Source organism: Gemmobacter caeruleus (assembly GCF_008271655.1).
Taxonomy (GTDB): domain Bacteria; phylum Pseudomonadota; class Alphaproteobacteria; order Rhodobacterales; family Rhodobacteraceae; genus Gemmobacter; species Gemmobacter caeruleus.
On the sequence record NZ_VKKX01000002.1, the window covers coordinates 17,825 to 34,943 of the forward strand.

Annotated in this window: 16 protein-coding genes and 1 pseudogene; all 17 read right to left on the minus strand. The window is 66.0% G+C overall.

Features of this window, described 5'->3' with window-relative positions; all coding sequences use genetic code 11:
* Window positions 1–16: 16 nt before the first annotated feature.
* The gene (gene radA / locus FOA17_RS00540; RefSeq protein WP_149139573.1) at window positions 17–1,369 is read right to left on the minus strand and encodes a DNA repair protein RadA; all 1,353 of its coding nucleotides are present in this window, start codon (window positions 1,367–1,369) and stop codon (window positions 17–19) included.
* Window positions 1,369–2,346, minus strand: a complete 978-nt coding sequence (locus FOA17_RS00545; protein ID WP_149139574.1) for an LLM class flavin-dependent oxidoreductase — start codon at window positions 2,344–2,346, stop codon at window positions 1,369–1,371. The genes radA and FOA17_RS00545 overlap by 1 nt, the downstream gene beginning before the upstream one ends.
* Window positions 2,343–2,759, minus strand: coding sequence for a paraquat-inducible protein A (locus FOA17_RS00550; RefSeq protein WP_149139575.1), 417 nt, complete (start codon window positions 2,757–2,759; stop codon window positions 2,343–2,345). Before FOA17_RS00550 ends, FOA17_RS00545 begins: the two co-directional genes overlap by 4 nt.
* A gap of 42 nt (window positions 2,760–2,801) precedes the next feature.
* A complete protein-coding gene (locus FOA17_RS00555; RefSeq protein ID WP_203232238.1) occupies window positions 2,802–3,587 on the minus strand; it encodes a DNA repair protein in 786 nt (261 codons plus the stop codon).
* Window positions 3,588–3,733: 146 nt separating this feature from the next.
* Window positions 3,734–4,480 (minus strand): ABC transporter ATP-binding protein, encoded by a 747-nt coding sequence (locus FOA17_RS00560; RefSeq protein WP_149139576.1) that lies wholly within the window; start codon window positions 4,478–4,480, stop codon window positions 3,734–3,736.
* Window positions 4,477–5,220, minus strand: coding sequence for an MlaE family ABC transporter permease (locus tag FOA17_RS00565; protein ID WP_162528134.1), 744 nt, complete (start codon window positions 5,218–5,220; stop codon window positions 4,477–4,479). The genes FOA17_RS00560 and FOA17_RS00565 overlap by 4 nt, the downstream gene beginning before the upstream one ends.
* A gap of 32 nt (window positions 5,221–5,252) precedes the next feature.
* Window positions 5,253–6,314: an alanine racemase gene (gene alr, locus FOA17_RS00570; RefSeq protein ID WP_149139578.1), complete on the minus strand. Its 1,062-nt coding sequence runs from the start codon at window positions 6,312–6,314 to the stop codon at window positions 5,253–5,255.
* 179 nt (window positions 6,315–6,493) lie between these two features.
* A complete protein-coding gene (locus FOA17_RS00575) occupies window positions 6,494–7,924 on the minus strand; it encodes a mannitol dehydrogenase family protein (RefSeq protein WP_149139579.1) in 1,431 nt (476 codons plus the stop codon).
* Between the two features lies 1 nt (window position 7,925).
* Window positions 7,926–8,699 (minus strand): L-iditol 2-dehydrogenase, encoded by a 774-nt coding sequence (locus FOA17_RS00580; RefSeq protein WP_275259717.1) that lies wholly within the window; start codon window positions 8,697–8,699, stop codon window positions 7,926–7,928.
* Window positions 8,696–9,702, minus strand: a pseudogene (locus FOA17_RS00585) (ABC transporter ATP-binding protein). Before FOA17_RS00585 ends, FOA17_RS00580 begins: the two are co-directional and overlap by 4 nt.
* Before the next feature lie 8 nt (window positions 9,703–9,710).
* The gene (locus tag FOA17_RS00590) at window positions 9,711–10,541 is read right to left on the minus strand and encodes a carbohydrate ABC transporter permease (protein ID WP_149139580.1); all 831 of its coding nucleotides are present in this window, start codon (window positions 10,539–10,541) and stop codon (window positions 9,711–9,713) included.
* Between the two features lie 3 nt (window positions 10,542–10,544).
* The gene (locus tag FOA17_RS00595) at window positions 10,545–11,417 is read right to left on the minus strand and encodes a carbohydrate ABC transporter permease (protein WP_149139581.1); all 873 of its coding nucleotides are present in this window, start codon (window positions 11,415–11,417) and stop codon (window positions 10,545–10,547) included.
* Window positions 11,418–11,510: 93 nt separating this feature from the next.
* Entirely contained in the window at window positions 11,511–12,824 is a 1,314-nt protein-coding gene (locus tag FOA17_RS00600; RefSeq protein ID WP_149139582.1) for an ABC transporter substrate-binding protein, read from the minus strand.
* Window positions 12,825–12,927: 103 nt separating this feature from the next.
* Window positions 12,928–13,893, minus strand: a complete 966-nt coding sequence (locus tag FOA17_RS00605) for a sugar-binding transcriptional regulator (RefSeq protein ID WP_149139583.1) — start codon at window positions 13,891–13,893, stop codon at window positions 12,928–12,930.
* Window positions 13,890–14,576, minus strand: a complete 687-nt coding sequence (locus tag FOA17_RS00610) for an HAD family hydrolase (RefSeq protein ID WP_149139584.1) — start codon at window positions 14,574–14,576, stop codon at window positions 13,890–13,892. Before FOA17_RS00610 ends, FOA17_RS00605 begins: the two co-directional genes overlap by 4 nt.
* A 41-nt stretch (window positions 14,577–14,617) precedes the next feature.
* Window positions 14,618–16,123 (minus strand): replicative DNA helicase, encoded by a 1,506-nt coding sequence (locus FOA17_RS00615; protein WP_149139585.1) that lies wholly within the window; start codon window positions 16,121–16,123, stop codon window positions 14,618–14,620.
* 272 nt (window positions 16,124–16,395) lie between these two features.
* The gene (locus FOA17_RS00620; protein WP_149139586.1) at window positions 16,396–17,076 is read right to left on the minus strand and encodes an orotate phosphoribosyltransferase; all 681 of its coding nucleotides are present in this window, start codon (window positions 17,074–17,076) and stop codon (window positions 16,396–16,398) included.
* Between the last annotated feature and the right edge of the window lie 43 nt (window positions 17,077–17,119).

The following is a 17,119-nucleotide window of genomic DNA, read 5'->3' on the forward strand; positions in this document are numbered from 1 at the left end:
ACTCCCCAGGGGCGGTTCAACCGGCCCCGAACATTTCGCCCACAAAGGCCGTCAGATCGGCCATTTCGCGCAGGCGCATACCCTCTGCCTGTCCCGCCTTCGACCGGGCGGGCAAGGTCGCCTGTGAGAAACCAAGTTTCGCCGCCTCTTTCAACCTGTTTTCGGTCTGCCCGACCGGCCGGAGTGCGCCGGAAAGCGAGATTTCCCCGAAAAGCACCATGTCGGGCGGGATTGCCACATCCTCGCGCGCGCTGAGCAGGGCGGCCGCGATGGCCAGATCGGCGGCGGGTTCGCTGACGCGCATGCCACCAGCCACGTTCAGAAACACGTCGAGCCCGGTAAAGGGGATGCCGCAGCGCGCCTCCAGCACGGCGAGAATCGTGCCGAGCCGGCCGCTGTCGATGCCGACCACCGTGCGGCGTGGCGTGCCCAGGGTGGAGGGCGCGACCAGCGCCTGCACTTCGGTCAGCACCGGGCGGGTGCCCTCGATCCCGGCAAAGACCGCCGAGCCGGGCGTCGCGGCCTCTCGGTCCGACAGGAACAGCGCCGAGGGGTTCAGCACCTCGGACAGCCCGTCGCCCGTCATCTCGAACACGCCGATCTCGTCGGCGGGGCCAAAGCGGTTCTTCACCGCGCGCAGAATGCGGAACTGATGCCCGCGCTCGCCCTCGAAATAAAGGACGGTATCGACCATATGTTCCAGCACGCGGGGGCCGGCAATGGCGCCTTCCTTGGTGACATGGCCCACGATCACCACCGCGACGCCGCGCCGTTTGGCAAAGCTGACCAGCTCATGCGCGGCCGCGCGCACCTGGCTGACCGAACCGGGCGCGCTTTCGACATTGTCGAGCCACATGGTCTGGATCGAATCGATGATCGCGAGCGCCGGGCGTTCGGCATCGAGCGTGGTCAGGATGTCGCGCAGGTTGGTTTCGGCGCCCAGACCCACGGGGGCGGTCTGCAAGCCCAGCCGCTGCGCGCGCATCCGCACCTGAGCCGCGGCTTCCTCGCCGGAAATATAAAGGCATTTCAGGCCGGTGCGGGCGAAACTTGCGGCGGCTTGCAGCAGAAGCGTCGATTTGCCGATGCCGGGATCGCCCCCCACCAGAATGGCCGAGGCCGGCACGAGGCCGCCGCCCAGCACGCGGTCCAGCTCGCCAATGCCAGACGAGGCGCGGGGCGGCGGGGCCTCTTCGGTGGCCAGATCGGTGATCGGGATGCTGCGCCCCTTGGCAGTCGGTTTCGGGCCGGCGGAGAGCGGCGCCTCCTCCACGATGCTGTTCCACGATCCGCAGGCATCGCATTTGCCCGCCCAGCGGGGATGGGTCGCGCCGCAGACCGAACAGACAAAGGCCTTTTGCCTGGCCATCAGCGCCACGCCTCGGCGGTCAGGGTCAGCGCGCGCTTGCGGGCCTCGAAATCCCAGCAATCGGTGACCAGGATCAACTCATCGGCCTGCGTGGCGGCCACGATCCCCTCCAGCCCCGCGCGCACCTGATCGGGCGTGCCGCAGGCATGGCAGCCCAGCATGGCACTGACCTGCGCCTGTTCGCGGGGCGTCCAGTCAAGGGGGCCGGGCGGCAACTGGTGGCGCCGGTCGCCGCGCACCAGCCCCAGAAACCCCTTCTGCACCGTGGTAAACAGATGTCGCGCCTCGTCTTCGGTCGCGGCGCAGGCCACGTTCACCGCCACCATCGCATAGGGCGCCGCGAGCCGGGCCGAAGGTTTGAAACGGTCGCGATAGAGATGCAGCGCCTCATGCAGCGCGGCGGGCGCGAAATGCGAGGCAAAGGCATAGGGCAGGCCCAGTTCCGCCGCCAGCAGCGCCCCGAAATGCGATGAGCCGAGGATCACCACCTCCACCTCTGCGCCGGCGGCGGGAACGGCGGTGATGCCGATCTGGTTATCGGCGGCGAACCAGCCCAGCAATTCGACCACATCCTGCGGAAAACGGTCTGCCCCCTGCGGATCGCGGCGCAGCGCGCGGATCAGCGTCGCCCCGTCGGTGCCGGGCGCACGCCCCAGCCCGAGATCGATGCGCCCCGGATGCAGCCGGGCCAGCGTGCCGAACTGTTCCGCCACCACATAGGGCGCGTGATTGGGCAGCATGACCCCGCCTGCACCAACCCGGATATGCGAGGTCGCGGCGGCGACATGGGCGATGACGACCGGCGTCGCGGCCGATGCCACGCCCTCCATATTGTGATGTTCGGCCACCCAATAGCGGCGAAACCCCAGCCCCTCGACATGGGCGGCGATGGCGGCGGCATTGCGCAGGGCCTGGCCCGGCCCCTGATCCGCGCGCACGCGCGTCAGGTCGAGCAGGGAAAGCGGTGGACGGGTCATTGCGGGCTTTTCAGGAAAAGTGACATCAGGATACAGGCGGAGAACAGATAAAGGCCCCAGGCGGTTTCCACCGTGGCCAGCCCCACGCCCTTCACGATCACGACATACAGCGCGATCAGGAAGATATCCGCCATGGCCAGCTTGCCCAGCACCACAAGGGCCGGTTCCACCCGCGGATCCAGCAGCCCGAAATCGCGCAGGGCGCGGCCCAGCACCTTGAGCAGCGGCGCGAAGATGGCGCAAAACGTGACCAGCAGCGCCAGCACCACATCGCTTTCCCACAGCGATTGCAGCCCCGAGATGACGGAGATTTCCGAAAGCCCGAACATTGGCAGCAGACCCGCGCGTAACAGCGGGGCAAACCAGGCGATCGGGAACAGCACAAGAAGCAGGAGATTGAGCGTGCGTGACATGGCCGCGATCCTGCGGTGAAAGCAGGGCAGGCGCAAGTGGGCCTATTGCGGCAGCGGGTCGGATTTGATCCCGTGCAGCGGCACCACATTCAGTTCGCGGGCCGGTTCGGGGCGGTCCTCGAAATCATAGCCCAGCTCGGGCAGGATCTCGCGCAGATCGGCCTCCAGCCGGCGAATCTGGCTGTGGTTGCGGCGTTCCTCGGTTTCGACATCGGTCAGCCAGCGGCGCAGTTCATCGACGGTCAGCCGGGCCAGCTGGATCCGCTCGGCCAGCGCATCGGCATCGCCCTGCCGCGCGGTCAGGAAGTTGCGCGCGCGCCCCACCTTGTCGGCGGAATAGGCACGGGCCAGATCGCGGCTCTGAAAGCTCATCTGCGCGGCCAGTTCCAGCAGCTCCGGCTCCAGCTGTTGCAGATCGGGATGTTTGCGCAGCAATTCCATGCGCTGCCGCATCTCCTCGAATTCGGTGGACAGGCCGAAGACGCCGGTGCGGTCGGCGGCATGGGCCAGGCTATAGGCGCGCTTCACGTCCTCCATGCCGATCTGGAAGGACCGATGGGTCTTTTCCAGCTTGGCCATGCGGGCATTGGCGGGGATGAAGAAGCAGACGCAGACCATGATCGCGGTCAGGGTCAGTTGCACCCACATGCCCGCCGCCGGCAGCGCGACCGAGCCCCAGGTGAGTTGCAGCGTGGGCCAGGGCATCTGGCCGATCGCCGCCAGGGCCGAGATCAGGACAAGAAAGCAGGTGATCGCCACGATCGCGCCAAAGGCGAGGTTCTGGCCGACGCTCAGCGCCAGCCGCAAAAGATGATCGTTGTCACGCACCTTGCACCCCTTGAAGTCCCACGCGTTAACTTTTTGCGCAAGTCCATGGGAAAGCAACACATTTTCGCCACAATCCCACGGGACGGAAACGATCATGGCGGGCCGCGCGGGGATTGTTCCCGCCCGGGCATCAATGCCCGGCGCGTTCAGCGCAGCGATTCGATGGGGCCTTCGGCGCGGCCATGGATGAATTGCTGGACGTAAGGGTCTGGCGTGGCGTCCATTTCCGAAACCGGCCCCGTCCAGCGCACCTTGCCGCCATGCAGCATCGCCACATTATCGGCAATGGCACGAACCGAAGACATGTCATGCGTGATGGTCATCGCGGTCGCGCCCATCTCCACCACGATTTCGCGGATCAGGTCGTTGATGACACCCGACATGATCGGGTCCAGCCCGGTCGTGGGTTCGTCAAAGAAGATGATCTCGGGATTGGCGGCGATGGCGCGGGCGAGGCTGACCCGTTTCTGCATGCCGCCCGACAGTTCGGCCGGGAACAGGTCGGCCACCTGCGGGCCAAGCCCCACGCGGCGCAGCTTTTCGATGGCGATCTCGCGCGCTTCGGCCTTGGGCCGGGCCAACGAGCCGCGCAGCAGGCGGAAGGCCACGTTTTCCCAGATGCGCAGGCTGTCGAACAGCGCGCCGCCCTGAAACAGCATGCCGAACCGCGCCAGAAAGGCGTCACGGTCGCCGCGCGTCACGTCCTGCCCGTCCAGCGTGATGCTGCCGCCATCGGGCTTGATCAGGCCGAGGATACATTTCAGCGTCACCGACTTGCCGGTGCCCGAACCGCCGATGATCACCATCGAGGTGCCCTTGGCGATGGTCAGATCCACCCCGCGCAGCACGGCATTGCTGCCAAAGGTCTTGTGAACGCCGCGCAGCTCGATCATGAGAAGAACAGCTCCGTCAGCAGGTAGTTCGCGGCAAAGATCAGCACCGAGGCCGAGACGACGGCGGATTTCGTGGCCCGCCCCACGCCCTGCGCGCCGCGCCCCGAATTCATGCCGTGATAGCAGCCCATCAGCGCCACTAGAAATCCGAAAGCCGCGCCCTTCAGCAGGCCCGAGGTGATGTCCCACATCTCCAGGAAATCGACGGTGTTCTTGATATAGGCGGCCGAGTTGAAGTCGAGCCGCTGCACGCCCACCAGCCAGCCGCCCATGATGCCGATGCTGTCACCCACGGCCACCAGCACCGGCACGGCCAGCGTGGCGGCGACGACGCGGGGAACGGCAAGGTATTTCAGCGGGTTGGTCGAAAGCGTCACCAGCGCGTCAATCTGTTCGGTCACCTTCATCGTGCCGATTTCGGCGGCGATGGAACTTGCCACGCGCGCGGCCACCATCAGCCCGCCCAGAACCGGACCCAGCTCGCGCGCCATGCCGATGGCCACGATGGCGGGCACCACGGCCTCGGCGCTGAACCGCTGGCCGCCGGCATAGATCTGCAAGGCCAGCGCGCCGCCGGTGAACAGCGCGGTCATGCCGACCACCGGCAAAGAGAACCAGCCGATCTGCATCAGCGCATGCAGGAATTCACGCGGATAGAAGGGCGGGCGGAAGATGTGGCTCACGACCTGCGCGGCATAGATCGCGACACGGCCAAGATTGGACAACAGGCCCAGAACCATGCGGCCCAGACCCGCGAAGGGCGAAAGCAGGATCACACTTGCCCCCGGGTGGTGGCCGAGACATAGCGCCGGTTGTAGCGGTGGCCCAGCGAGGTCAGCACCTCATAGCCGATGGTGCCGGCGATATCGGCCAGATCGTCCACCCCCTGCATCGGGCCGAGGAGATCGAGCGCGCGCGGGATCTCGCGCAGATGGGTGACATCGGCGGTGATCAGGTCCATCGACACGCGACCCACCAGCGGCACCGGGGTTTCGCCATCCCACAGCGTCGCCTTGCCGGAATAGCGCCGGGTCAGCCCGTCGGCATAGCCGGCGGCCAGCGTGGCGATCAGGCGCGGCTCGGTCGCGGTATAGCCGCAGGAATAGCCCACAATCTCGCCCGGGGCGACCTCGCGCACCTGAATGACCGGCAGCGACAGGCCCACCACGGGCCGCGCATCGGCAAAGGGGCGCCCGCCATAGAGGCCGACCCCCGGCCGGGTCAGTTCAAAGTGATATTCCGGCCCCAGCAGGATGCCGCCCGTGGCCGCCAGGCTGCGCGGCACGCCGATCCCGTCGGTCAGCGCGTGAAATTCGGTAAGCTGCGCCGCGTTCATCGGGTGGTCGGGTTCGTCGGCGCAGGCCAGATGGCTCATCACCAGTTCGGGGCCCTGTTCCAGCACCAGCGGCGCCACCGCCTCCCATTCCGGGGCCTCGAGCCCCAGCCGGTTCATGCCGGTATCAAGCTGGATGCCGAAAGGATGGCCCGGCAGGCTTTCCAGATGCCGGGTGATCTGATCGACCGAATTGAGCATGGGCGTGAGGTCGAGATCATGCACCATCTCGGTGTCGCCGGGCATATGCCCGCCCAGCACGTTGATCTGCGGCCCCGGGCCAAGCGCCTGGCGCACGGCGGCGCCTTCCTCGGCCACGGCCACGAAGAAACGCCGGGCCCCGGCCTCGGCCAGCGCCCGCGCCACGCGACGCGCGCCCAGGCCATAGGCATCGGCCTTCACCACGGCAGCGGTCTGCGTGGTCGGGTCACTCATACGGTCCAGCGCGCGCCAGTTGGCGGCGATGGCGTCAAGGTCAATGGTCAGGATCGCGGTAGCCATGTTCGCGGTTTTGACAGGGCGTGCAGGAAGGTCAAGGGGAAATGCCGGGACCGGCGGGGGATTGCCGCAGAAGGAAGATGAGTATTTGGGCAAGGAGCAAGACAAAACCCGCCAAGGGGGCGGAGAACGGCCCAAAGCGGGCAGGGCGGCGGCGGGCGGCGCGCGCCCGCCGGGCCGGGTCAGCCGAGATAGGCCCTGAGCGTGGCCGCGGTGCCATGATCGCGCAGGCTGGCGACCCAATGCGCGAAATCGGCCGCAAAGCCCGCATCCCGCGCCAGATCGCCATAGATCGTCGGCTGGTCGAGCCAGGCCTGCGGATCGGTCTGCGCGCGCCGGGCGAGCGGGTTCAGCTGATCCCAGTTGGGGTCATTGGGGGCGATTTCCGTGCCGCTGTCGCTGGTGCCGGCGCAATAGCGGCACCAGAGCGCCGAGACGAGCGCCAGGCCCCGCGCCGGTTTTCCCGCCGCCCGCGCGTCGCGGATCGAGGGGATGATGAACTTGGGCTGGCGGTTCGACCCGTCGAGGCAGAGCCTGCGTTCGGTATCGGCGACCTCGGGGTTGGAAAAGCGCGCGCGGATCAGATCGTAATAGGCCGGGATCGCGGTATCTGGCACGGGCGGCACATAGGGGATGACCTCGTCGCGTTCGACCTTATCGAGAAAGCCCGTGATCAGCGGATGGGCCATTGCCTCATGCACATATTCGATATCCATCAGCCCGCCGGGATAGGCGATGATGGCATGGCCACCATTGAGGATGCGGATCTTCATCATCTCATAGGCGTGGACATGGTCGGAAAAGGTGACGCCGACCTGTTCGAGCGGCGGGCGCCCGGCGGGGAAATGGTCTTCGATCACCCATTGGCGGAAGGGTTCGCAGGTCACCGGAACCGGGTCGTCGGCCAGGCCGAATTGCGCCGCCATGGCGCGTTCGCGCGGGCCGGTGGCGGGGGTGATGCGATCGACCATGCCATTGGGAAAGGCGACATGCGCGTCGATCCAGTCGGCGAGAGCCGGGTCCGACAGGCGGGCAAGGCCCACCACGGCGGCGCGGGCAACCTGGCCGTTGCCGGGCAGGTTATCGCAGCTCATCACCGTGAAGGCGGGCGTGCCGGCGGCGCGGCGGGCCTTGAGCGCGGCGATGATCGCGCCAAAGGCGGTGCCGGGCGCCGCCGGGTTGGCGGCATCGGCGGCAATCTCGGGCGCGTCGGGGTCGAACTGGCCGGTGGCCGCGTTGATGAAATAGCCGCCTTCGGTCACGGTCAGGCTGACGATGCGGATCTCGGGCCGGGTCATCGCGGCGATCAGGCTGGCATTGCCGGCCTCGACCGGCAGGAAGTCGATCATCGCGCCCACCCGCCGGCAGGTGCGGCCGGCGGGATCCAGCTCGATCACGGTCGAGAGGCAATCCTGCGCCAGCAGCGCGTCGCGCATCCGGGCATCCGGCGCCCGCACCCCGGCGCCGAGAATGGCCCAGTCGTGGCCGAGGCCGCGATTGAACAGGTCGTCCAGATAGACGGCCATATGGGCGCGGTGAAAATTGCCCAGCCCGATATGGACGATGCCGGGCGTCAGCTTGGAGCGGTCGTAGCGGGGGAGTTGAGCGTTCATGTCATGCCATCCAGTTGCCGCCATCGACCCCGAAGGTCTGGGCGCAGATGTAGTCGGCCTCGGGCGTGGCGAGGAAGATCGCCATGCCGGTCAGGTCTTGTGCGGTGCCCATGCGGCCAAAGGGCACGGCGGCGGCGACCTCGCGTTTCTTCTGGCCGGGGGCCTTGCCTTCATATCTGGCAAACAGGCTGTCCACGTGATCCCAATGCTCGCCCTCGACCACGCCGGGGGCGATGGCGTTCACGGTGATGCCATGGGCGATCAGGTTCAGCCCGGCGCTTTGCGTCAGGCTGATGACGGCGGCCTTGGAGGCGCAATAGACCGCGACCAGGCTTTCGCCGCGCCGTCCGGCCTGGCTGGCCATGTTGATGATCCGCCCGCCGGCGCCCTGGGCGATCATCTGCCGCGCCGCCGCTTGCAGGCAGAACAGCGTGCCCGCGACATTGACCGAAAAGATGCGGTCGTAATCGGCGCGGGTGATTTCCACGATCGGTTGCGCGGTGAACAGCGCGGCATTGTTGATCAGGATATCGAGCCGCCCCATCTGCGCCACGGCCTCGGCAAAGCCCGCTTCGATACTGGCGGGGTCGGCCACGTCCATCTGCACCGCATGGGCGCCCGGCCCGAGCGCCGCGGCGGCGGCCTGAACCGCCGCCGCGTTGATATCGGCCAGGGTGACCGTGGCCCCCTCCGCCAGATAGGCGCGCGCGAATTCCAGCCCGATGCCGCGCGCGGCCCCGGTGATCAGCGCGGTCTTGCCCGCCAGCCGCATCACGCAGTGCCCCCCATGGCCATGCCGTTCGCGTCAAAGCGATAGAGCTTGTCGGCGGGCGGGGTCAGGCGGATGGTCTGGCCGTGATGCAGCCCGCGTTCGCCCTGCACCCGCACCGTCAGCTCGCCCACCCCCTCGGCCGTGACCTTGAGGAAGGTGTCGGAGCCCAGATGTTCGGCCAGCCCGATCACGCCCTGCCAAGGGCCGTCGGCGGTGACCTCCAGATGTTCGGGGCGCACGCCCAGCGTGGTGCAGCCGTGTTTCGCGGCCTCGGCCCCGGTGATGAAATTCATCTTCGGGCTGCCGATGAAGCCGGCGACGAACAGGTTGCGCGGGCTGTGATAGAGCTCCAGCGGGCTGCCCACCTGTTCGATGCGGCCGGCATTCAGCACCACGATCTTGTCGGCCATGGTCATGGCCTCGACCTGGTCATGGGTCACATAGATCATCGTGGTCTTCAGCGACTGGTGCAGTTCGCTGATTTCCTGCCGCATGGTCACGCGCAGCGCCGCGTCGAGGTTCGACAGCGGTTCGTCGAACAGAAAGGCCGCCGGTTCGCGCACGATGGCCCGCCCGATCGCCACCCGCTGCCGCTGACCGCCGAAAGCTGGCCGGGGCGGCGTTCCAGGTAATTGGCCAGGTTCAGGATGCGCGCGGCATGTTCGACCTTCTTGTCCTGTTCGGCCTGGCTCAGCCCGGCCATCTTCAGCGGGAAGGCGATGTTCTTGCGCACCGACATATGCGGATAGAGCGCGTAGCTCTGGAACACCATGGCAAGGCCGCGTTCGGCCGGCGCCGCATCGGTGGCATCGCGCCCGTCGATGACGATCTGCCCCGAGGAGATATCCTCAAGCCCCGCGATCAGCCGCAGCAGCGTGGATTTGCCGCAGCCCGACGGGCCGACGAAGACGACGAATTCACCATCGTTGATCTGAAGATCGAGCGGCGGAATGACATTCACATCGCCAAAGGTCTTGGTGACGGAAGAAAGGGTAATCTGTCCCATGTTTTACCTCACTTCACCGCGCCGAAGGTCAGGCCGCGGACGAGTTGTTTCTGGCTGAACCAGCCGAGGATCAGGATCGGCGCAATGGCCATGGTCGAGGCCGCCGAGAGTTTTGCGTAGAAAAGGCCCTCGGGCGACGAATAGGAGGCGATGAACTGGGTCAGCGGCGCGGCGGCCTTGGTGGTCAGTTGCAGCGTCCAGAAGGCTTCGTTCCAGGCCAGGATGATGTTGAGAAGCAGGGTGGAGGCGATGCCCGGCACGGCCATCGGCGTGAGGATATAAAGGATCTCGGAACGCAGGTTGGCGCCGTCCATCCGCGCGGCCTCAAGGATTTCGCCAGGGATTTCCTTGAAGTAGGTGTAAAGCATCCAGACCACGATCGGCAGGTTGATCAGCGTCAGCACCACCGTCAGGCCCGCCCGGCTGTCCAGAAGCCCCAGATCGCGGAACAGCAGATACATCGGCACCAGCACGCCCACGGCGGGCATCATCTTGGTCGAAAGCATCCACATCAGCAGATCCTTGGTGCGCTTGCCCGGCACAAAGGCCATGGCCCAGGCGGCGGGGATCGCGATGACCAGCGCCAGCACGGTGGAGCCCAGCGACAGCACGACCGAATTCCAGAAATGCAGCGCATAGTTCGACCGTTCCTGCACCTCGGCATAGCTGTGCAGCGTCCAGCCCGAGGTCAGCACCGCCAGCGGCGACTTGATCGCGTCGCCCTCGGTCTTGAAGGACAGGATGATGATCCACAGGATCGGGAAGAAGATCAGAAAGCCGATGGTCCAGGCCGCGATGGTGACGGCGGCGGTCTTACCGGCAGAGGATTTGCGGGCCATGTCTCAGCTCTCCAGGTTCTTGCCGATCATGCGCATCAGGAAGAAGGCAACGATATTGGCGAGGATGACGGCGATGATCCCGCCCGCGCTGCCGCCGCCCACGTCGAAATTCAGCAGCGATTGCTGGTAGACGAGGTAGGGCAGGTTGGTCGAAGCCGTGCCGGGGCCGCCATTGGTGGTCACCAGGATCTCGGCAAAGACCGACAGCAGGAAGATGGTCTGGATCAGCACGACCACGGTGATCGAGCGCGTCAGATGCGGCACGGTTAGATAGATGAAACGGTTGAGCCAGCTTGCCCCGTCCATCTCGGCCGCCTCCATCTGCTCGCGGTCCAGACTTTGCAGCGCGGTCAGAAGGATCAGCGTTGCAAAGGGCAGCCAGCTCCAGGCGACGATGATGATGATCGACAGCAGGGGCGCTTGTGACAGGAAATCAAAGGGTTGCAGGCCAAGGGCCTTGGCCAGATGGGCGAACATGCCGTTCACCGGGTTCATGAACATGTTCTTCCACACCAGCGCGGACACGGTGGGCATCACGAAGAAGGGCGCGATCACCATGACCCGCACGATGCCCTGACCCTTGAAGGGCTGGTCCAGCAGCAAGGCCAGCGCGATGCCGCCGATCACGGTGATGAGCAGCACGCCCCCCACCAGCAGCAGCGTGTTCAGCAATGCCGCGCCAAAGGCGGGTTGCGCGATGAAATAGTAATAGTTGTCGAGGCCGGTCCAGCTTTCCATCCCCGGCATCAGCAGGTTGTAGCGCAGGAAGCTGAAATAGATGGTCATCCCGAGCGGCACGATCATCCACAGAAACAGCAGGATGACAGCAGGGGAAACCATGAGGCGCGCAGCCGTCCGGGAATGTTCGGTCGCCATGGCAATGTCCTGAGAAGGAGAAATGGAAAGGGCGGGGCCGCGGAGAGAAGAGAGGGCAGCCCCGCCCGGGAGGAACAAAACCTGGGGGTTCCGTTACTTGATGTAACCCGCGCGGGTCATTTCCTGCGTCACCGCCGCCTGGGCCTGGGCCAGCGCGTCATCCGCCGAGGACGACCCGGCCAGCGCCGCCGAGAACAGTTGCCCGACCATGGTGCCAAGGCCCTGGAATTCCGGGATGGCCACGAATTGCACGCCGACATAGGGCACTTCGTCCACGGTCGGATGGGTCGGATCGGCCGCGTTGATGCTGTCCAGCGTCATCTTGGCGAAGGGCACCTTCTGGTATTCCGGGTTCGCATAGAGCGAGCTGCGGGTGCCCGGGGGCACGTTGGCCCAGCCCTCTTTCTCGGCCACGAGGGCGAGATATTCCTTGGAGGTCGCCCAGGCGACAAAGGTCTTGGCCGCGTCGATCTTTTGCGAACCGGCGGGAATGCCGAGGTTCCAGGCCCAGAGCCAGTTGCCGCGCTTGCCCAGCCCGTTATCGGGCGCCAGCGCGAAGCCGACCTTGTCGGCCACGGTCGATTCCTTGGCATTGGTCACGAAAGAGGCGGCGACGGTGGCGTCGATCCACATGCCGCATTTGCCCTGCTGGAACAGCGCGAGGTTTTCGTTGAACCCGTTGGACGAGGCGCCGGGCGGACCATAATTGTTCATCAGATCCAGATAGAAGTTCAGCGTGTCCTTCCAGGGTTGCTGGTCGAACTGGGGTTTCCAGTCGGCATCGAACCACTTGGCGCCAAAGCTGTTGGACATGGCGGTCAGGAAGGCCATGTTCTCGCCCCAGCCGGCCTTGCCGCGCAGGCAGATGCCATAGATTTCGGCATCCTTGTCGGTCATCGCGGCGGCGGCATCCTTGATGAAGGCCCAGGTCGGCGCTTCGGGCATGGTCAGACCGGCCTTTTCCATGAGGTCGGTGCGATACATCACCATGGAGCTTTCGCCATAGAAGGGCGCGGCCACCAGATTGCCGTCCACGGTCAGACCGCCGCGGATGGCGGGCAGCAGGTCGTCCACGTCATAGTCGGCGGGCAGGTCATTGAGGCTGACCAGCCAGCCCTGCTTGCCCCAGATCGGCGCTTCATAGGTGCCGATCGTCATCACGTCGAACTGGCCACCCTTGGTGGCGATGTCGGTGGTGACCTTCTGGCGCAGGACGTTTTCTTCCAGCGTCACCCAGTCCACCTTGATGTCGGGATGCTTGGCGTAAAAGTCGTCCATCAGACCCTGCATGCGGATCATGTCGCCGTTGTTCACGGTGGCAACGGTGATGGTCGTCTCGGCCAGAGCGGCGCCCGCAAGGGTGAGCGCAACGGTCGCGCCAAGCATGGCGCGGTAAGTCATGTTCATCAGTGATCCTCCCTGAATGCGTGAGCAAATCATCGCATTGCGGGTAAATGCTCACATGAGAGGGTGAGTCGTCAATCCCCTTCTTCCGCCGCAACTGCGAGGGTCAGGCGGGCGCCAAAAGCGCCTCGGCCGTGGCGCTGTCTGTGATCAAGCCATTGAGAATGCGCGATTTCAGTGCGCCGCGAATCGCCGGAACCTTGGTTGCGCCCGCAGCGATCCCGATCGCCGGCCGCTCCAGCCCGGGTTCGACCCGCACCCCGCCGGTGCGGGTATTGATGCCGAAATCAAGATAGCGCCCCTCCGAATCGAAGACCCAGCCGGCCACTTCGCCCGCCGCGCCCGCGGCCCGCATCTGCGCCAGTTCATCGGAGGAGACAAAGCCGTCGGTATGCAGCGGCGCGTCATTCGACATCTGGCCCACCCCCACGAACAGCACATCTGCCGTTCGTGCCAGTTCCAGCACGCGCTGCACCGGGGGCAGGGCGTGGAAGGCCGCGCGCAGCGATTCATCGGGCGACACCACGGGCACCAGCATCGGGTAATGCGGCGCGCGCACCTTGTCGGAGATGCGCATGACCACGTCAAAGAACGAGGCCGACCCATCCGGCGCGATATTGCCGATTAGCGAGACCAGCCGGTGCTGCGGCGCCTCCAGCGGCTCCATCGCATCGACCAGCCCGCGCAGCGCCCGCCCGGTGCCAAAGCCGATCACCAGCGGGTCGGGCATGCGCAGGAAACGCTCCAGTTCCGCCGCGGCGGCCGAGGCGATGCCCGGCACCGGATCGGCCCCCGGCCCCAGCCCCGGCAGCACCCGGCAGCGCGTCAGCCCGTAACGGTCGCGCAAGGCGCGTTCCAGATCCATGCAGGCGCCGATCCGGTGATTGAGCCGCACCTGGATCAGCCCGTCGGCCATGGCGCGGCTGACCAGCCGCTGCGCCCGCTGGCGGCTGACGCCCATCTCGGCCGCGATCTGGTCCTGGGTCATGCCCGCCACATAGTAAAGCCAGCCCGCGCGGGCGGCCTCGTCCTGAACGGTGGGTTCCGGGTCGGTCTTGGGCGGGCGGCTCATGCGGGGCCTCGCAGGTCGGGATGCAGGTCAAGAAAACGGCTGAAGTCGTCAAAGACAAGATGCGGTGTGGCATCCTCGGGCTGGGTCAGGGCGCGACCGGCCATATGGCTGCCGCCGGTAAAGCGCCAGACCGTCATGCCGGCGGCCAGCCCGGCGCGAATGCCGGTCAGGCTGTCCTCGATCACCAGACAACGCGCGGGATCGGTGCCGCAACGGGCGGCGGCATGCAGGAACAGGTCGGGCGCCGGCTTGCCCCGCGTCACCATGGAGGCGGTGAACAGCCGTGGCCCCACCAGATCGCCCAGCCCGGTCAGCCGCAGCGACTGTTCCGCCCGGCGCGGGCTGGAGGATGTTGCCACGCAGCGCGGCAGCGCCAGCCCGTCCAGCGCCGCCCGCACGCCAGGCATCACCGTCAGATCGGCCTCGAAGGCCGCCATCAGCCGGTCGCGATAATGCGTCTCGAATTCGGGGGGTAGGTCCAGCCCGAACTGGTCGCGGATGGTCTGCATCACCGTAGGATAGCTGCGCCCCAGAAAATTGCGCGAGACATAGTCCAGATCGACCTGCACCCCTCGCAGGGCCAGTTCGTGAATCAGCATCGACAGCGAAATGATCTCGCTGTCGATCAGAACCCCGTCGCAATCGAAGATCACAAGGTCGAACTGGCGGTTTGCGGCATCCATGCCCCGGGTTTAGCGGCAAGGGGCGGCGTTGTGCAACGCCTTCAATACCCCTCGTCCTGCGCCTGCCAGGGCTGGACCAGGTTGCCAAAGCGGGTAAAGCGTCCCTCGAAGGACAGTTCCACCGTGCCGATCGGCCCGTGACGCTGCTTGCCCAGAATGACCTCGGCCTTGCCATGCACGCGCTCGGCCTTGTCCAGCCATTCGGGGAAGCGCGGGTCATCTTCCGGCGGCTTGAGGCGTTCGTGATAATATTCGTCGCGATAGACGAACATCACCACATCGGCGTCCTGTTCGATCGAGCCGGATTCGCGCAGGTCCGACAATTGCGGGCGCTTGTCGTCGCGGCTTTCCACCGTCCGGCTCAGCTGTGACAGGGCGATGACGGGGATATTCAGCTCCTTGGCAATGGCCTTAAGGCCCTGGGTGATCTCCGACACCTCCTGCACGCGGTTGCTTTCACCCCGGCCGGTGCCCTTCAGCAGCTGAAGATAGTCCACCATCAGCACATCCAGCCCATGCGTCCGCTTGAGCCGCCGCGCGCGCGCCGCGACCTGGCTGATCGGCAGGGCCGGCGTGTCGTCGATATAGAGCGGGCAGGATTCCAGCGATTTCGCGGCATCGACAAAGCGGCGGAATTCGGTTTCGGTCATGTCGCCGCGACGGATCTGTTCCGACGGCACCTCGGCCGCCTCGGACAGGATCCGCGCGGCCAGCTGTTCGGCGCTCATCTCCAGGCTGAAGAATCCGACCGCGCCGCCCTCTACCGCGCCTTCATGGCCTTCGTGGGTCATGCCGCGCTTGTAGGCCTTGGCGATATTGAAGGCGATGTTGGTCGCGAGCGAGGTCTTCCCCATCGAGGGGCGCCCCGCCAGGATGATGAGGTCAGAGGGGTGCAGCCCCCCCATCTTCTTGTCGAGGTCGATCAGCCCGGTCGAAATGCCCGCCAGCCCGCCGCCGCGCTGATAGGCGGCATTGGCGCTGTTCACCGCATCGGTCACGGCCTTGAGGAAGGACTGAAAGCCGCGCTCGGCCACGCCCTGTTCGCCCAGCTTGTACAGCCGCTGCTCGGCCTCGGTGATCTGTTCGCGCGGCTCGGAGGTGACCTCGACCTTGGTCGCCTTGGCGGCGATGTCGCGGCCCAGCTGGATCAGTTCGCGCCGCACCGCCAAATCATAGATCATCTGCGCGAAATCGCGCGCGGCAAAGGCGCTGATCGCGGCCCCGGCCAGCCGCACCAGATAGGCCGGCCCGCCCAGTTCCTTCAGCCCGGCATCGTCCTCGAGAAAGGCCTTGAGCGTGACGGGCGAGGCAAGCGCGTTCTTCTGGATGCGGGCGGCGGCGATCTCGAAGATGCGCTGATGGACGGGATCGAAGAAATGTTCCGCCTTCACCAGCGCGGCGATGCGGTCATAGGTGTCGTTATTGGTCAGGATCGCGCCCAGCAATTGCTGCTCGGCCTCGATATTATGCGGCAGGGCCTCCAGCTGGCTCGCCGGCTGCTCCCCGGCGGCGGGCGCCTCGCTGCGGATTTTTGCGACTTCGTTCATCCCTGCCTCGTTCCCCCGGATTGATATTGGCCCCCGGATTGGTGTTGGCTCTAGCCTGCCTCAGGCCCGGGTGGCAATCTGGGCAAGTCGGTGCATAAGCGCGGCCGGGGCCTGTGGATAAGCCTGCGGCCGGGCAAAGATCGCGGAACCGGCGGCCGCCCGCACAAGATATCGCGGTGCATCCGGTCGCAGACTACCACGTCTGACGATTCGGCGCAGGGCTTATCCCCGCGCCGTCCACAGACATTTCGTGGCGGCAAGTGGCGCCCGGGTCACCCCTTGGCGCGGGCGGCCTGCCAGGCGCGCGGATCGTTCAGGAAGGCTTCGACCCCCTCCAGCGTCTCGGCGTCGAAACTGCCTTGCGCCCGGGCCTCGGCCAACATGTCCCACCAGGTGCAGAGATGGATCAGCTTCACCCCGTGATCGGCCAGCCGCGCCTCGGTTTCCGGGAAGATGCCGTAATAGAAGATCACCGCCGTATGCCCGCAGGTCGCGCCTGTGTCGCGGATCGCATCCACGAACGAGAGTTTGGACCCGCCATCGGTGGTCAGATCCTCGACCAGCAGCACGCGCTGGCCTTCGGTCATCGCGCCCTCGATCCGGGCATTGCGGCCATATCCCTTGGGCTTCTTGCGCACATAGGTCATCGGCAGGGCCAGACGCTCTGCCACCAGCGCGGCAAAGGGAATGCCCGCCGTCTCGCCGCCGGCGATATTGTCAAAGGCCTCGAACCCGGCCTCGCGCATCACCGTGACGGCAAGGAAATCCATCAGGGTCGCGCGGATGCGCGGATAGGAGATCAGCTTGCGGCAGTCGATATAGGTGGGCGAGGGCAGGCCGGAGGCCAGCGTGAAAGGCTCGCGCGCGTTGAAATGCACCGCGCCGATTTCCAGAAAGGCGCGGGCGGTGAGGCGGGCGATTTCTTCCTTGGACGGGAAAGAGGTCGGGATCATGCGGGGCATCCTTTCAACGCGCGGTCGAGTTTTCGTCGAAAAC